Origin of the sequence: Nonomuraea sp. NPDC048892 (assembly GCF_040649735.1) — a bacterium.
Taxonomy (GTDB): Bacteria; Actinomycetota; Actinomycetes; order Streptosporangiales; family Streptosporangiaceae; genus Nonomuraea; species Nonomuraea maheshkhaliensis.
This window is the reverse complement of record NZ_JBEZFZ010000016.1, coordinates 158,685-173,972: the sequence shown is the minus strand read 5'-3', so window position 1 is coordinate 173,972 and position 15,288 is coordinate 158,685. Positions and strand designations below refer to the sequence as shown.

Annotated in this window: 16 protein-coding genes; 10 read left to right on the top strand and 6 right to left on the bottom strand. The window is 70.5% G+C overall.

All coding sequences use genetic code 11. From position 1 onward, the window contains the following. Window positions 1-2: 2 nt before the first annotated feature. The 3 genes from AB0C28_RS38675 to AB0C28_RS38665 form a co-directional block, all read right to left on the bottom strand. Window positions 3-440 (bottom strand): group II truncated hemoglobin, encoded by a 438-nt coding sequence (locus AB0C28_RS38675; RefSeq protein WP_357848033.1) that lies wholly within the window; start codon window positions 438-440, stop codon window positions 3-5. Window positions 441-481: 41 nt separating this feature from the next. After that, window positions 482-727, bottom strand: coding sequence for a DUF4235 domain-containing protein (locus AB0C28_RS38670; RefSeq protein ID WP_346113078.1), 246 nt, complete (start codon window positions 725-727; stop codon window positions 482-484). 87 nt (window positions 728-814) lie between these two features. Further along, window positions 815-1,753, bottom strand: coding sequence for an alpha/beta hydrolase (locus tag AB0C28_RS38665; protein WP_357848035.1), 939 nt, complete (start codon window positions 1,751-1,753; stop codon window positions 815-817). A 66-nt stretch (window positions 1,754-1,819) separates the two neighbouring features. Here AB0C28_RS38665 and AB0C28_RS38660 point away from each other — a divergent pair, with 66 nt between their 5' ends. Then, window positions 1,820-2,389: a helix-turn-helix domain-containing protein gene (locus tag AB0C28_RS38660; RefSeq protein WP_357848037.1), complete on the top strand. Its 570-nt coding sequence runs from the start codon at window positions 1,820-1,822 to the stop codon at window positions 2,387-2,389. Between the two features lie 25 nt (window positions 2,390-2,414). Here the strand turns inward: AB0C28_RS38660 and AB0C28_RS38655 are convergent, their stop codons facing one another. Both AB0C28_RS38655 and AB0C28_RS38650 read right to left on the bottom strand, forming a co-directional pair. Continuing rightward, window positions 2,415-3,224, bottom strand: a complete 810-nt coding sequence (locus tag AB0C28_RS38655; RefSeq protein ID WP_358080385.1) for an RNA methyltransferase — start codon at window positions 3,222-3,224, stop codon at window positions 2,415-2,417. Beyond that, on the bottom strand, window positions 3,217-4,008 hold the full coding sequence (locus AB0C28_RS38650) for a DUF4184 family protein (protein ID WP_358080384.1): 792 nt from the start codon (window positions 4,006-4,008) through the stop codon (window positions 3,217-3,219). Before AB0C28_RS38650 ends, AB0C28_RS38655 begins: the two co-directional genes overlap by 8 nt. A gap of 153 nt (window positions 4,009-4,161) precedes the next feature. On the opposite strand from AB0C28_RS38650, the gene AB0C28_RS38645 reads away from it, so the two are divergent. From AB0C28_RS38645 to AB0C28_RS38605, 9 genes are all read left to right on the top strand, one after another. Beyond that, a complete protein-coding gene (locus AB0C28_RS38645) occupies window positions 4,162-4,800 on the top strand; it encodes a hypothetical protein (protein ID WP_357848043.1) in 639 nt (212 codons plus the stop codon). A gap of 134 nt (window positions 4,801-4,934) precedes the next feature. Continuing rightward, entirely contained in the window at window positions 4,935-6,707 is a 1,773-nt protein-coding gene (locus AB0C28_RS38640; RefSeq protein WP_357848044.1) for a substrate-binding domain-containing protein, read from the top strand. A gap of 108 nt (window positions 6,708-6,815) precedes the next feature. After that, window positions 6,816-8,390 carry a sigma-70 family RNA polymerase sigma factor gene (locus AB0C28_RS38635; protein ID WP_358080383.1) on the top strand — a complete coding sequence of 525 codons (1,575 nt, stop codon included), beginning with the start codon at window positions 6,816-6,818 and terminating at the stop codon, window positions 8,388-8,390. Between the two features lie 292 nt (window positions 8,391-8,682). After that, a complete protein-coding gene (locus tag AB0C28_RS38630; RefSeq protein WP_106249078.1) occupies window positions 8,683-9,054 on the top strand; it encodes a hypothetical protein in 372 nt (123 codons plus the stop codon). Beyond that, window positions 9,051-10,154 carry a GNAT family N-acetyltransferase gene (locus tag AB0C28_RS38625; protein WP_357848049.1) on the top strand — a complete coding sequence of 368 codons (1,104 nt, stop codon included), beginning with the start codon at window positions 9,051-9,053 and terminating at the stop codon, window positions 10,152-10,154. Before AB0C28_RS38630 ends, AB0C28_RS38625 begins: the two co-directional genes overlap by 4 nt. A 173-nt stretch (window positions 10,155-10,327) precedes the next feature. After that, window positions 10,328-11,161 carry a glycosyltransferase family 2 protein gene (locus AB0C28_RS38620; protein WP_357848051.1) on the top strand — a complete coding sequence of 278 codons (834 nt, stop codon included), beginning with the start codon at window positions 10,328-10,330 and terminating at the stop codon, window positions 11,159-11,161. Window positions 11,162-11,175: 14 nt separating this feature from the next. Further along, a complete protein-coding gene (locus AB0C28_RS38615; RefSeq protein WP_357848053.1) occupies window positions 11,176-12,117 on the top strand; it encodes a glycosyltransferase in 942 nt (313 codons plus the stop codon). Beyond that, the gene (locus tag AB0C28_RS38610) at window positions 12,114-12,917 is read left to right on the top strand and encodes a polysaccharide deacetylase family protein (RefSeq protein ID WP_357848055.1); all 804 of its coding nucleotides are present in this window, start codon (window positions 12,114-12,116) and stop codon (window positions 12,915-12,917) included. The genes AB0C28_RS38615 and AB0C28_RS38610 overlap by 4 nt, the downstream gene beginning before the upstream one ends. Further along, a complete protein-coding gene (locus AB0C28_RS38605) occupies window positions 12,910-14,226 on the top strand; it encodes a hypothetical protein (protein WP_358080382.1) in 1,317 nt (438 codons plus the stop codon). The genes AB0C28_RS38610 and AB0C28_RS38605 overlap by 8 nt, the downstream gene beginning before the upstream one ends. 721 nt (window positions 14,227-14,947) lie before the next feature. On the opposite strand, the gene AB0C28_RS38600 is transcribed toward AB0C28_RS38605, so the two are convergent. After that, window positions 14,948-15,199 (bottom strand): hypothetical protein, encoded by a 252-nt coding sequence (locus AB0C28_RS38600; protein ID WP_358080381.1) that lies wholly within the window; start codon window positions 15,197-15,199, stop codon window positions 14,948-14,950. Between the last annotated feature and the right edge of the window lie 89 nt (window positions 15,200-15,288).

Below are 15,288 nucleotides of genomic sequence, written 5' to 3'. Positions count from 1 at the left end.
CTTCACTCCCAGCCCCAGAGCGGCACCTCCCGCAGGGGATGGAGCTGATCGTCGGTCTCGGCGTGGGAGTTCTGCTTGGCCACCTCGGTGCCGAACTCCACGTGCGAGCGCAGGGCGGCACGGAACGGCTCGTCGTCGGGCAGGCCCGCGCGGTCGGCGGCGGCCATGTAGAGCTCGACGAAGCGCAGCCGCTGCTCCTCGGTGATGCGCAACCCCCGATGGGCGCGGATGAGCAGCGGGAACCCGCCCATTTCCGTGGAGAAGGTGTCGGGGCCGCCGAAGGTCTCCGCCGTGAAGGCGGTCAGGTGATCGACGTGGGTGGCCCGGCCCGTGCCGAAGAGCGGCTGGAGCAGCGGGTCGGCCAGCAGGCTGCGGTAGAAGATCTCGATGAACTCGTGCAGCTTGTCCTGGCCGCCCGCGTGCTCGAATAAGGTCTCCATGACTCCAGGGTCACACGCGCACCGGGGGCGGGCCAGGCTTTCTACCGACCCCGGCGCTGGAAGGCCCTGGCGCCCGTACGCTGCACCGCGGCCCTGACCAGGCCGAAGATCGCGCCCTGCACGGCCGCCGCGACGAGGACCTCCGTCCAGCCGCGATCGAGGTCCTCGGCGTCGGGGGCCTCGTCCTGGCCGGTGGCCAGCGTCCACACCCGCTTGGCGAGCGCGACCGCGAGCGCGCCGCTCACGAAGCTCATTCCCAGCGCTGTGGCCTTCTCCAGGGGTTGCATCCCATCTCCTTACGACGATGTGGTGTGTGCAGGTGCCCCGTGTCACGCTTCTAAACGCCCTCTCCGCCCCGGCGATCAGGAGGGCGGTCAGGAGGGGATCGTCCGTTCCGTGCCGGGCCGCCGTGCCGGGGCGGCGTCGAGGGTGCGGGCCAGCCAGCCTGCCACGAGGGTGAGCACGCCAGGGTCGACCGGCTGACGCAGGAGGCGGCGGTAGGAGCCGAGCGAGGGGCGCCCGGGGTCGCGGCGCAGGAGGTGGGTGAGGTCGGGCACGCGGTGGATCTCCGTACGGCCCGGCACCAGGCGGCGCACCACGTCCAGATCATCCGGGTCGACCTGGATGTCCTTGTCGCCGGTGACGGCCAGGACGGGCACGCGGATGGCGGCGAGGTCGGCGCGGGTGTCGTGGACGAACAGCTCACGCATCCACCGGGCGTTGACCGGGGCTCCGGCGACGCGGGCCACGTCCGTGCGGGTCTGCTTGATCCGGGCGATCAGGCGGCCGGCCAGGGCGGGCAGCAGCGCTCGCAAGGGGGCGGGCAGGGTCTGGGCGACCGAGCGCGCCTGCCCGCGCAGGGCGTCCTCACCCGATCGCGCGTAGCCCGCCAGGAGCACCGCGGCGCGGGCCCCGTGGTGCGCGGCCAGCGCCATGGCGTGGGTCGCGCCCTCGCTGTGACCGACGACGCCGACGGCCTCGGGCCGGATGGCGGGGTGGCTCGACAGCGCGCGCAGGGCTGCGGCGGCGTCCTGGCGATTGCCGGTGAAGCCGGCGGCGCGCCAGGCGCCGGGGGTGGCGCCGGTGCCGCGCCGGTCGTAGCGCAGGGTGGCGATGCCCGCCGCCGCCAGAGCGTCCGCGAGCGGGCGGCCGAGGTTCATGGCGGCCTTGCGGGTGTTGCCGTCACGGTCGAGCGGGCCCGAGCCGTGCAGCAGGAGCACGGCGGGGTACGGGCCCGGCCCGGCGGGGAGGGTCAGGGTGCCGGCCAGGGGGGTTCCGTCGTCCGCTGTCACCGTCATGTCGATCTCGGGCATGGCTGCGCCTTCCGATCCGATTGTTATCGATTTCGATAATGCTATCAAACATGAGAACATGGGGACATGGCAACCGCACATCATCTGCTCCATCCCGTACGACTGCGCATCATGCAGACCATGCTCGGCGCCGACGAGCTGACCACGGCCCAGCTGCGCGAGCGGCTGCCCGACGTCCCGCCCGCCACCATGTACCGGCACGTCGCCGCCCTCGCCGAGGCCGGTTTCCTGGAGGTGGTGAGCGAGAGGCGCGTCCGCGGCGTGGTCGAACGCGGTTACCGGGTCCGCGGGGACAGGTCGCTCCTGGACGCGGAGGAGCGTTCGAGCATGACGAAGGACGACTACCAGCGCGCCTTCGCCCTGTACAGCGGCGCTCTGATGGCCGACGTCGACCGCTATCTCGCCCGCGACGACGCCGACCCCGCCCGCGAGGGGCTGCTGTGCCGTCAGGCCGCGGTCTGGCTGACCGAGGAGGAGTGCGCCGAGCTGGCCGCGGAGATCGAGGAGGTGGTGACCCGCCGCACGAGCACCGGCCCAGGCGACGGCCGCACCCGCCACCTCGTCAGCCTCACCGTGGTCCCCGACAAGTCCGCGAACGAGCCCGCGGGCGGGTCCCCGGGCGGATCCGGCGACTGACGAGCGCGGCGGCCTCAGGCGGCGGTCAGGTGGACCGCATGAGCCCATGGCAGGCGATGGCCGCCGCCGCGACGACGTTCAGCGAGTCGACCCCCGCCGCCATCGCCTCCGCGCTCATCGGGATGCACACCGCCTCGTCGGCCTCCTGCAGCCAGTGGGAGGACAGGCCGTCGCCCTCGGAGCCCAGCAGCAGCGCCACCCGTTCGGACAACGAGACCGTGTCGAGCGGGGTGGCCGTCTGGTCCGGGGTCAGGGCGAGGGTCTGGAAACCGGCCTTGCGCAGCGTGGACAGCCCTTCGAACCAGTCGTCCATGCGCGCGTACGGGATCGAGAAGACCGCGCCCATCGCGACCTTCACCGCCCTGCGGTAGAGCGGGTCGGCGCAGCGCGGCGACAGGACGATGCCGCCGACCCCGAGCGCGGCGGCGCACCTGAAGATCGCCCCCACGTTGGCGTGGTCGACCAGGTCCTCCAGGACGAGCAGGCGGCGCACACCGCCCTCCAGCAGGGTCTCGACGGCGGGCAGCGGCAGGCGTTCCATCGAGGCCAGGGCGCCGCGGTGGACCGGGAAGCCCGCGATGGCGGACATGGTCGCGTCGTCCGCCACGTAGACCGTCGCGTCGCCGAGCACGTCCTCCAGGGACGCCAGCCAGCGGCGGGTGGTCAGGACGGAGCGGATCGGGTAGCCGGCGCCGATGGCCCGCCTGATCACCTTCTCGCCCTCGGCGAGGAACAGGCCGCGCTCGGCTTCCAGGCTCTTGCGCAGCTCCACGTCCCTCAGCCGGGTGTAGTCGGTGAGGCGCGGGTCGTCGGCGGCGGTGACGTACTCAAGCACCTTCCGATACTGCCATGCGCCGCCTGACCTGCCAGACGAGCGCGTAGCAGACGAGCACCAGGCAGAGGCCGATCACGGTGCCCGCGCCCGTCTTGGTGATCACACTGGCCAGGCCGAACTTCGGGTTGGGTGCGTCCACCAGGGGCCAGAGGAGGGCGCCGGCCACGATGCCGGCGGCGGAGCCGGCGAGGACGGTCAGGCGGGTGCGGGCGGAGACGCGCAGCCGGTCGGGCACGGGCGCCGCGGGCATCCTGGACAGCCCGCGCCAGGCCCACCACACCACCAGGGTCAGGCCGATCGCCGACGAGGTGTACTGCAGGAGGCGGAAGAGCCTGATCACGCCGAAGACGGAGACGGAGAGCCACGCGCCCCACTCCGCCGGGCCGGTGGAGTGGGTGAAGCTGTCCCACAGCACGTGGGTGGCGGCTCCGGCCACGGCTCCCGCGACCATGGGGAGCGGGCGCGGGCGCTCGCTGGTCAGCAGGGCGGCGCGGCCCGCCAGCGCGGGCGGGAGGAGGGAGATCAGGGGGTCGCGCAGGACGAGGTGGAAGAAGGGGAGCAGGATCAGGACCGCGAGCGGGTCGATGGTGACCACGCCGAGCCAGGAGTGCCAGTCGGTGTAGTCGGGCAGGAACGGCAGGAAGATCGGCAGGTCGGGGACCATCGCGCCCATCGCCAGCGCCCAGGGATCGACGATCCGGCGCAGCCGGGACGACGCGATCAGCGGTACGACGGCGGCGATGTGGCTGGGCGTGAACGGCACGAAATCCCCCCGGATCTCCACTCACCTAAGCATTCGGTGATCATTCGGCGATCAAAGGCTCATTATGCGGCCGAAGCTTGACCTTCCTTTGCCACCGCCGTGCGAGGTCACGGAGTGCGATGGGTACGGTACAGATCGCTGTCGACGGCCGGATAGCCGGGAGTTCGGGGGTTCATGGTGCCTGATCAGCGAATTCATGAGCATCCGGCCGCGTCAGCCGAGTGGCTGCGGGCCGCGCGGACCGCTCGTTCGCTCTCGGTGGCCACGCTGGTCTGGCTCGGCGTGGAGAGCACGCTCGGCCTGGCGGCGGGGCTGGCCGCGCATTCTGTCGCGCTCATCGGCTGGGGCCTGACCGCGCTGGTCGAGGCGGTGGCCAGCCTGATCGTGGTGTGGCGGTTCACCGGCGCCCGTACGTTGTCGTCCAGCGCCGAGAGCACCGCGCGGCGGCTGGTGGCGCTGAGCTTCTGGCTGCTGGCCCCCTACCTGATCCTCCACGTCGCGCACGACCTGGACGCGGGCCACCGGGCGGTGCCGAGCGCGCTGGGGATCGTGGTGACGTCGCTCAGCCTGGCCGGCATGCCGGCGCTGGGTCTGGCCAAGCGGCGGCTCGGCCGGCGGCTGGCCTCCGCGGCCACCGCGGGCGAGGGCACGCAGAACCTCATCTGCGCGGCCATGGCGGCGGGCGTGCTCGCGGGTCTGTGGCTCAACACGATGGGCCTGTGGTGGGTGGATCCGGTGGTGGCGGTGGTGCTGGCGGTGGTCGCCGTACGAGAGGGAAAGCGCGCCTGGGGTGGTCACACTTGTTGCCATTGACCGCCACGCTCGGTAATCGCCGCACCAAAAGGGCTGTTTTGCCACACAGACCGCACCGAGTATCGTTCCCGGAGTATTGCGGAGCAACTCCCGCTAGGGTCTCCGGAAGGTCTCAAGCAACCTAAGAGGACATCGTGGGGCGACACCGCACAGACGAGCTCGACGACGGCTACCGAGCCAGCGAACCCCCTCCCCGCAGGCGGTCCAAGAACAGCCGCGGCAGAGTGCTCGTACCGCTGGCCGGAGCGGTCGCCATGGCCGTGCTCCTCGGTGTCGCGGCCTTCGTCATCTTCAACCGGGACCACGACTGCTCGGCCGGCAAGCTGCCGCTGCGCGTGGTGGCCACCCCGGACATCCAGCCCGCCCTGAACAAGATCGCCGGCACCTACAACAAGGCCATGCACTCGATCGACAGCAAGTGCGTCGAGGTGTCGGTGGCCAAGGAGGCGGCGGCCAGGACCGCGAACGCGCTGGCGGCGGGCAAGGCCAAGGCCGACTTCTGGGTGGCCGACTCCAGCCTGCTCATGGAGAGCATGCGCGCGATCTCGGGCAAGGACACGCTGCCGCAGGTGGAGGGCTCGATCGCGAGCTCCCCCGTGGTGCTGGCGGCGGCGAAGGCGTCGGCCCAGAAGCTGTCGGGGGCGCTGCAGCCGAGCTGGACCGCCATGGTCTCGGCGGCGAACGTGGCCAACGTGGACGGCCCCGGCAGGAAGGTGCGGGTGCTCGCGCTCGACCCGCAGAAGAACTCCGCCGGCCTGGCGGCGCTGCTGGCCGCGGCCGGCACGGCCAAGGAGGCCGGCCAGGACAAGGCGCTGGTGGGCGCGCTCAAGGAGCTGTCGGGCCAGCTCGCGCCCGACTCGACGGCGCTGCTGGCCAGCCTCACGGTCAAGTCCGGCAGCAGGGTGCCGGTGGGCGTCACCACCGAGCAGGCCATCCACGCGCACAACGTCAAGAAGCCCGAGGCCCCGGTGGTCGCCCTCTATCCCAAGGAGGGCACGCTCAGCCTCGACTACCCCGTCACGATCCTGACCAAGGACACGGGCGTGCTGAAGGCCGCGACGGACTTCAAGCAGGAGCTCTCCTCGGAGTCGGCCAAGAAGGTCCTGCGCGCGGCCGGGTTCCGCAGCGCGGACGGCAAGGCCGGCGACGCGCTGTCGGAGGACAAGGGCTTCACCCCCGAGGCCCCGGTGGCGCTGGACCCGCCGGACGGCGCGACCGTGGGGCGGATGGTCCAGACCTGGTCCAGGCTGAACCTCGGCACCCGCCTGCTGACCCTGCTCGACGTCTCCGGGACGATGGCGCTGCCCGTGCCCGGCACGGGCATGACGCGCATGCAGGCGATCAACAAGATCGCCGCTGAGGGCCTCGGGCTCTTCCCCGCCGGATCCGAGATCGGTCTGTGGACGTTCTCCACACACCTGGACGGAAAGGGCAAGGACTGGAAGGAGAACGTCCCTGTCGGGCCGCTCAGCGAGTCGATCAACGGGGTGCTGCGCAAGGACGTGATGGGCAGGACGCTCGCCCAGATGCGGGCCAAGGCCACGGGCGACACCGGGCTGAACGACACGGTCAAGGCCGCCTACGGGCAGCTGACGAAGACGTACCAGCAGGACAAGGTCAACACGCTGCTGATCCTCACCGACGGCGCGGGCAACGACGACCCCGACGGCGGCGTGAAGAACGCCGAGATCATCCAGTACCTGAACAAGACCTACAACCCGAAGCGGCCGATCTCCATCCTGCTCATCGCTTTCGGGCCGGACGCCAAGAAGGGCAAGAAGCAGATGGAGACCCTGGCCAAGGCCACGGGCGGCGAGGCGTACATCGCCGAGGACATCCTCCAGGTGCGCGACTTCTTCCTCCAGGGCATGGAGCGCCGCCTCTGCACGCCGAACTGCGACGGGTGATCCGCCCCCTTCATGCCCATTGGGCATGAAGGGCGAACCGGCCTGTTGACGGCCGCGTCCTCTCCGCGTGGGGCCGAAGCGCCTGTGCTACCCGCGGGGAGGGAATCCGTGCCTGGATGGCCGACCATCGATCGTGCCGCCGATCAGCAGCTCGTCGAAGCTCTGAGCCGGGGTGAGAGCGATGCTCCCGCCAAGCTGTACGACTCCTACGCCGAGCGGCTGCACGACTACGCCTTCTTCCTCTCCCGGGCCGACGACCTGGCCGCCGACGCCGTGCACGACGCGCTGGTCACCGCGCAGCAGTGCGTGGGCCGGCTCAAGGACCCGGCCAGACTGCGGCCCTGGCTGTACGCGCTGACCAGGTTCCAGGTACGCGCCAGGCTGGCCCGCCGCAGCGGCACCCCGGCGGGCGGCCTGCCACTGCCCGAACCGGACGAGCACGAGGACCCCGAGCTGGCCGACCTGGTCCACGAGACGCTGGGCGAGCTGAGCGGCGGCGAGCGCGAGGTGCTCGAACTCTCGCTGCGCCACGACCTGACCCCGTCGGAGGTCGCCGCGGTGCTCGGCCTGACCTCCCGGCAGGCGGCGGCCAGGCTCGGCCGGGCCCGCGACCAGCTGGAGATCGCCGCCGCGGCCGTGGTGCTGGCCAGGGTCGGCCGGGCGCACTGCCCCGACCTGTCGGCGATGGTGGACTCCTGGGAGGGCCCGCTCACCCCGCTGCTGCGCCGGCGGCTGTCGGGGCACATCGGCGGGTGCGAGGTGTGCACCGAGCGGCGCCACCGGCAGGTCTCCGCCGCGCGGCTGCTGGAGATGGTGCCGGTGGCCTACCCGAGGATCTCGCTGCGCCGCCGGGTGATCGACACGTGCGTCAAGCCCGAGCTGGACCAGACGCGCGTGCTGATCACCGACCTGGGCGACAACTTCGACCGGACCGGGTTCCCCGTGTCGGCCGACCGGCGCACGCGCCGCCGCCGGCCGCGCCGCATGGGGCCGCTCGTGCTGGCCGGCGTCTGCCTGCTGGCCGCCACGGGAGCCGTGGTGGTGATCAACGGCGGTGAGTCCTCCGACACGACCACGCTGCGTCCGCTCCCCTCCCCCACGCTCCCCGCCGAGGAGAGCCCGGCGCCGTCGTTCGAGGAGGAAGAGGAGCCGGATCCGACGCCGACCCCAACACCGACGCCGACGCCGAGCCGGACCCGCACGCCGGACGCGCCGCCGGCCGCCACCCGGCCGAGCACCAGACCGGCCACGGGACGCTCGGCTCGCCCCGCTCCCACCCGGCGCAGGGCGGCGCCCGCCGCCAGGCTGGGCGCCTCGTGCCCGGACGGGATCGACGGCGCGGCCAAGATCGGGCTGAGCGCCCGCAACGCCGCCGTCTCCTGGGTGGCCACGGCCTCGCAGGGGCTGGACGTGTTCCCGGCCAGCGGGTCGATCAGGCGGGGCGCCTCGGTGACGCTCATGGTCACGGTCGTCGACCCGAGCGGCTCTGGCAGCGGCCGCGTCGCCTTCACCTCGAACGGCGGCACCGCCACCTGCTCGCTCTCCTGGCGCGGGCAGGACGCCCCGAGCGCCTCCGACCCGCCCGGTGACGAGCCGTCGGTCACCGGGGAGCCGACCTCGGGCCCCGATTCACCCGACCAGGAGCTGCGGACGTCCTCGACGAGCGAACCGCTGCACGACTGATGTGCAAAACGGGTGGAAACTCACAGTAGATCCACAGGATTGATCGACAAATAGGCATATATCGGGCCCTGAGTCGAAGATCCTAGGCCACATAGGGCATCCTGGTGTGCTTGGGGACGGCGTCGGGGCAGACGATCTCTTGACCGTGTGTTTAACGTCACACGAAGAAGTCTCCGCCTGCGGTAAACCGGAGTGCGTCGCCAAGCGTCGGCATTGACGTGTCCACGCGCGGATTGGTCCCATGAACTGCGATCAAACGCGCTCGACCAGTAGGAGCGGGAGATAAACAGGAATGCTCAAGCAGCATCGCAGAGCGCTGGCCTGGCTGGTGGCGCTCGCCTGCATAGCGGGGGCGGTCATCGCGCTGTTCGACATCGAGACGCCGCTGCGCCCGTTCCTGATCTCCCTGTTCCTTCTGGTGGTTCCTGGGGCGGCAGTGGTGGGACTGTTGCGTGATCGTGATCCCCTTGCCGCACTATCAGTAGGAGCCGCCGCGAGCCTCGTACTGAACGTGCTCCTAGCCGAGGCCATGCTGCTCTTCAACGCGTGGTCACCCCGAGCCGGCGTCGCGACGGTCGCCGTGCTCGGAGGGTTCATGTACGTGCTTCGCGTGTTGTACCGGGGGAAGAACATGCAGACCGAACAGGGGGCCAGGGCAAGGTGAACATCCAGGTAGTTCGGCCGGGAGAGCTCGGAGACTCCGAGCGGGCCCGATGGCGTGAGCTGCAGAAGGCCGACCCGAGTCTGGACAACCCGTTCCTGTCGGTCGAGTTCGCCGTGGCGATGGACCGCTTGCGCGACTACGTGAGGGTGGCGGTCATCTCCGATGGCGGCGGCATCAAGGGATTCTTCCCGTACGAGCGGCACAGCTTCGGCATCGGCAAGCCGCTCGGCGGCTTCCTGACCACGTGCCACGGGTTGATCGCGGAAAAGGACCTGCGGCTCGACGCCAAGGCCCTGCTGCGTGCCTGCAAGCTCAGCGTCTTCGACTTCGACCACCTGGTCGCGGGGCAGCCGACGTTCGCCCCTTACGAGACCGATGTGCGGCCCGCGCCGGTGATGGACTTCACGGCCGGCTTCGACGCCTGGCTCGAACAGGTCAAGACCAACTCGCCGAAGAACCTCAAGACCGTCCGCTACAAGGAGCGGAAGTTCGGCAGGGAGCAGGGCGGGCTGCGCTTCGAGTGGTCCTCGGCCGATCCCGAGGTGCTGCGGACCCTGCTCAACTGGAAGTCCGACCAGTACCGCAGGACCGGACGGGTCGACAGGTTCGCCCAGCCGTGGATCGTCGAGCTGACCGACATGATGCATGCCGAGAACTCATCGGACTTCGCGGGCGTCCTGACCATGCTGTATGCCGGGGACGTCCCGGTGGCCGGGCATTTCGGCCTCCGTACGGCGACCACGCTTGTAGGGTGGTTCCCCGCCTACGACACCGAGTTCGGCCGCTATTCGCCGGGCATCGTCCACCATCTCCAGATGGCCGAGGCCGCCGCGAACGCCGGTCTGCACATGGTCGACATGGGCAAGGGCGGCAAGGAGTACAAGGACTGGCTCAAGAGCGGCGTCCTGTACGTCGCCGAGGGCCGCATCTCAAGACCGTCCCCGGCGGCGACGGTTCACTGGATGGGCCGAACTCCTTTCAACAAAGCCCGAACAATTGTCATGGATCGGCCGTCTCTCTATAGGGCAGCCGACCGTGTACTCAAGGGTTTCGGTCGGGTGCGCAGTTCCATGCAGCAACAGGAGTCACCCAACACGTAACCCAGCAGCAAACGGAGCGCCCGCGTTCCGCCCCAGAAAGACCCCCGGCACAGCACACCCTCACACGCACAGGACCCTCCGATGCACCGTTCGCCGGCTTCGCCATTCCCGCAGCACCCGGGGATGACACCGTCCGGTTCGCACCGTAGGGCCCCGGAAGGATTTCCCTCGCCATGAGTCCCGAGATCACCAAGCACAACGGCAAGGTTCACTCCTCGCCCCTCCGCTCGATGCCGCCGCCTTCGAGCTTCACCCCCGTGACGCCGCACCTGGCCATCTCACCGACGGTCAGCGTGGTCGTCCCGGCCATGAACGAGGCCGAGAACCTGCCCCACGTGTTCGCCACCATCCCGCAGTGGGTGGACGAGATCGTGCTCGTCGACGGCAACTCCGTGGACGACACGGTGGCCGTGGCCAAGCGGCTGCGGCCCAACGTGAAAGTCGTGACGCAGACCGGCAAGGGCAAGGGCGACGCCCTGTCCGCCGGCTTCGCCGCGTGCACCAGCGACATCATCGTGATGATCGACGCCGACGGCTCGACCGACGGCCGCGAGATCATCAACTTCGTCGGGGCACTCGTGACCGGCGCCGACTTCGTCAAGGGCTCGCGCTACGCCGCCGGAGGCGGCAGCGACGACCTGACGATCAACCGGCGGCTCGGCAACAAGGTGCTCACCGGCATCGTCAACGTGATGTACCGCACCCAGTACACCGACCTGTGCTACGGCTACAACGCCTTCTGGGCCCGCCACCTCGACACGCTCGACCTCGACTGCGACGGCTTCGAGGTGGAGACGCTGATGAACGTGCGGGCGGCCAAGGCCGGGTTGAAGGTGCACGAGGTGCCGAGTCACGAGCGCAACCGCATCCACGGCGAGAGCAACCTTCACGTCGTACGAGATGGCTTCCGCGTGCTCAAGACCATCCTGAAGGAGTGGCGTCGCCAGCCCGCTCCCCCTCAGCCTGAGCCCACCGCCACTCCCGCCGCTGACCGAGGCGTCGCATAAAAAAGAGGACCGTTGTGAACACGTCTGTTGTCATCTGCGTCTACACCGACGAGCGGTGGGAGGACATCAGGCAGGCAGTCGAGTCGGTCGAGAACCAGACACGCCCGGCACACGAGCTGATCCTGGTGGTCGACCACAACCCGGACCTGCACCTCAAGCTCAAGCTTGAGTACCCGCAGGCCATCGTGGTGGAGAACACGCACGAGCAGGGGTTGTCAGGAGGCAAGAACACCGGTGTGGCCACGGCCAACGGTGAGATCGTGGCCTTCCTCGACGACGACGCGGTCGCCGACGCCGGGTGGCTGGAGGCTTTGGAGGAGGGCTTCCAGGAACCCGGCGTGGTGGGCGTCGGCGGCCGGACCGACCCCTTGTGGGCGTCGGGCCGGCGGCCGCGGTGGTTCCCGTACGAGTTCGACTGGACGGTCGGCTGCACCTACCGCGGCATGCCCGCGGTCAGGGCGCCGATCCGCAACGTCATGGGCGGCAACGCCGCCTTCCTGCGTGACGCCGTGTCCGAGGTGGGCGGGTTCCACAGCGGCATCGGGCGCAGCGTGCAGGGCCGCAAGTCGCGCCCGCTGGGCTGCGAGGAGACCGAGTTCTGCATCAGGCTGAGCCAGCGCAGACCGGGCTCGGTGATGCTGTTCGAGCCGCGCGCCGTGATCGGGCACAAGGTGTCCACGGCGCGCGAGCGGTTCGCGTACTTCAGGTCCAGGTGCTACGCGGAGGGGCTGTCGAAGGCGCTGGTGACGCGCGAGGTCGGCACCCAGGACGGGCTGTCCAGCGAGCGGGCGCACGCGCTGAAGACGCTGCCGCTCGGCGCGCTGCGCGGGGTCGGCGAGGCGCTGCGCGGCGACGTGGGCGGGCTCGGCCGGGCCGCCGCGATCGTGATCGGGCTGGCCTGGACGACCTGGGGTTACGTCGTCGGTTCCGTACGGCTGAAGGCGGCACGATCATGATCCGCGTACCGATCCTGATGTACCACTCGGTCACCGACGCGCCCAACGACGAGACCAGGCCGCACGCGGTGCGGCCGGGCGACCTGGCCGAGCAGCTCGCCTACCTGTCCGAGAGCGGCTTCACGCCGCTCACGCTGGGCGACCTGGTGGCCTCGCTGAACAAGAACAACGGCCGCTCGGTGCCGGACAAGCCGATCGTGGTGACGTTCGACGACGGCTACGCCGACTTCCACAGCCACGCGCTGCCCCTGCTCGAACGCTACAACTTCCCCGCCACGGTCTTCCTGACCAGCGGCTGGGTGTCCGACGCGGGCAAGGACGCCGCTGGCAGGGCCCTCGACGACATGTTGTCCTGGGGCCAGGCCCGCGAGGCCGCCCAGACCGGCATCGAGATCGGCGGCCACAGCCACAGCCACCCGCAGCTCGACCAGCTCCGCATGGAGGACCTGCGGCAGGAGTTGCGCAAGAACAAGGGCCTGCTGGAGGAGAAGATCGGCGCGCCGGTCGCCACCATGGCCTACCCCTACGGATATTCGAGCGCCCGCGTCCGCCGCGAGGTGCGCAAGGCCGGCTACTTCGCCGCCTGCGCCGTGAGCAACACGATCGCCGCCGACCGGCACGACATGCTCGCCATCCCCCGGTTGACGGTCGGCAAGGGCACGACCATCAACATGTTCAAGCGCGCCGTGGAAGGCAACGCCGTACCCCTCATTTACCTGCGCGAGCGCATCCTCACCAAGGGGTACGCGGTCGTGCGCAGGACGAGGTACGGGCTGCAGCGGGTGCGCGGAAATGTCTAGCGTCTGGGCGAAGGTCCGCACCGACCTGCGTAACCCGCTGTTCCGGCAGGGCTACGCGCTCATGGCCAACACCGTCGTCACGGGCGTGCTGGGCATGGGCTACTGGCTGCTGGCCGCCCACTTCTACACGCCCGAGGAGTTCGGCCGCGGTCAGGCGGTCATCACGGCGATGCGGCTGTTCGCGTCACTGACCGCACTGGGGTTCGTGGGCGCGCTGGCCCGTTTTCTGCCGGTGGCGGGCCGCCGCACGCCCGAGCTCATCCTGCGCGGGTACGGCCTGGCCGCCGCCACGGGCGGGGTCGCCGCGCTCGGCTTCCTGCTGACGCTGCCGCTGTGGGGGCAGACGTACCAGGTGCTCGGCGGGTTCGGGCCCGGGCTGTTCTTCCTGGCCTCCGTCGTGGTGTGGGCCGTGTTCACGCTGCAGGACGTGGTGCTGACCGGGCTGCGCCGGGCCACGTTCGTGCCCATGAACAACCTGATCTTCGGCCTGGTCAAGATGGGGCTGCTGGTCGCCCTGGCGGGGGCTCTGCCGTCGGGCGGCGTCTTCGTCTCGTGGGTGATCCCGACCGCGCTCGCGCTGATCCCGGTCAACTGGCTGATCTTCGGCGTCGTGGTGCCCCGGCATCTCAAGCAGGCCGCCCCCGTCCACGAGCCGCCCCGGCTGCGGGAGGTCGGCCGGTTCCTGGCGGGCGACTTCCCCGGCACCCTGTCGATCCTGGCGATCGTCTACCTGGTGCCCGTCGTCGTCGCCACGCAGGTGGGCGAGGCCACGTTCGGGCGCTTCTCGATGGCGCACACGCTGGCCAGCATGATCGAGCTGCTGGCCATGAACATGGCGGTGTCGCTGACTGTCGAGGGCTCTTTGGATCGCGCCAAACTGGCCGAGAACTGCCGGCGGGCGCTGCGGCGGGCCTTCATGATCGTCACGCCGATCATCACGGTGGCGATCCTCGGGGCGCCGCTGATCCTGCGCATCTTCGGCTCGGAGTTCGCCGAGGAGGGCACGACGCTGCTGCGGCTGATGGCGCTGGCCGTGCTGCCTCGGGTGCTGATCGAGGTCTATCTGAGCGCGCTGCGGGCGCAGAGCAAGGCGCGCACGCTCGCCGCCGTCCAGATCGGGCTGGCGGTGGCGGTGCTGGTGTCCACCCTGGCGCTGTTCCCGTACTTCGGGGTGAACGCGGTGGGGTACGGATTGCTCCTCAGCGAGGTACTCGTCGCACTTTTGATCTTCGGAAATCTTCGCAAAATTCTCAAGTACGGCGAAAGCGGTAGGCCGACTGTCACCCAGGGGTCGTCCGGGGCCGCATGATGGTCAACGTGAGGCAACGGGACGGCGATGGCATGGCAACCGGGGGCACCGGCTCTCCGGACGTGCGCGGGGACGACGTACGTGAGGACGTGCGCGCGGACAAGGAGGAGTCAGACGTGCCCTTCGATCCGGAAGCTACGGGAGTCATCCCGAAGCTGACGTTCGACCCTCCGCCCGCGGGCGAGGGTTCCGGCGCGGCTGACGACTCCCCCAAGAGCACCGCTGCCTCCTCCGGGAGCACCGCCGGTTCTTCCGGCGACACCGACTCCCCCACGAACCCTGCCAACGCGCCCAAGACCGCCACCGGCTCTTCGGGGAGCGCCACCGGTTCTCCGGGAGACTCCGCCGGCCCTTCGGGGAACTCGGCCGGCCCTTCGGGGAACTCGGCCGGCTCTTCTGGGCACTCGGCCAGCTCGTCGGGGGGCTCCGGCGGTCCTTCCGGCGGGCCCGCCGACGACGGTTCCGAGGCGAGCGCCGACCAGACCACGGCGATCCGGCTGCCTTCGCCGCTGCACATCGGCCAACCGCCCACGGGGCGGGCCGACGACGACGGGGCGGTTCCCACCCGGCCCGGGCTGCGCTCGCAGCCGCCCAGCGGGCCTCAGACGGCCGGTGGGAAGCAAGGGGCCCTTGGGGCTCAGGCGACCACTGCGACGAAGCCAGGCTCGCCTTCAAAGCCGTCCAGCACCCCTCAGCCAAGCGGCCCCCAGCCCTCTGGCCCTCAGCCGTCCGGCGACGCTGAGCCGACCGACGGTTCCCGTCCCGCCACCGGCCCGAAGCCGGAAAGCCCGCGCCCGCCCGGTGGCACCGGCACCAAGCCCGGAACGCCCGCCAAGGGCACGACTCCGGCACAGGCACGGCCGAGCACGGCGAGCCCCGTAGCCGGCACCCAGCCGATGAAGGTCCAGCCCACCGGCACGTCCGCCACCGGCACGTCCGCCACCGGCACTCCGGCTTCTGGCACACCGTCCACCAATGCTCCCGGCACCCCAGTCGCCGGTGACCCGGGCAAGGCGGGGGCTGCCGGGGCGGCGCCCGCTCAGGCCGGGCCTGGTGCCGGAG

Excerpts from the sequence above, each read along its gene's own strand:
- AB0C28_RS38675 (WP_357848033.1), bottom strand. The coding sequence starts at position 440 with ATGGAGACCTTATTCGAGCACGCGGGCGGCCAGGACAAGCTGCACGAG.
- AB0C28_RS38670 (WP_346113078.1), bottom strand. The coding sequence starts at position 727 with ATGCAACCCCTGGAGAAGGCCACAGCGCTGGGAATGAGCTTCGTGAGC.
- AB0C28_RS38665 (WP_357848035.1), bottom strand. The coding sequence starts at position 1,753 with ATGCCCGAGATCGACATGACGGTGACAGCGGACGACGGAACCCCCCTG.
- AB0C28_RS38660 (WP_357848037.1), top strand. The coding sequence starts at position 1,820 with ATGGCAACCGCACATCATCTGCTCCATCCCGTACGACTGCGCATCATG.
- AB0C28_RS38645 (WP_357848043.1), top strand. The coding sequence starts at position 4,162 with ATGGTGCCTGATCAGCGAATTCATGAGCATCCGGCCGCGTCAGCCGAG.
- AB0C28_RS38630 (WP_106249078.1), top strand. The coding sequence starts at position 8,683 with ATGCTCAAGCAGCATCGCAGAGCGCTGGCCTGGCTGGTGGCGCTCGCC.
- AB0C28_RS38620 (WP_357848051.1), top strand. The coding sequence starts at position 10,328 with ATGAGTCCCGAGATCACCAAGCACAACGGCAAGGTTCACTCCTCGCCC.
- AB0C28_RS38610 (WP_357848055.1), top strand. The coding sequence starts at position 12,114 with ATGATCCGCGTACCGATCCTGATGTACCACTCGGTCACCGACGCGCCC.
- AB0C28_RS38605 (WP_358080382.1), top strand. The coding sequence starts at position 12,910 with ATGTCTAGCGTCTGGGCGAAGGTCCGCACCGACCTGCGTAACCCGCTG.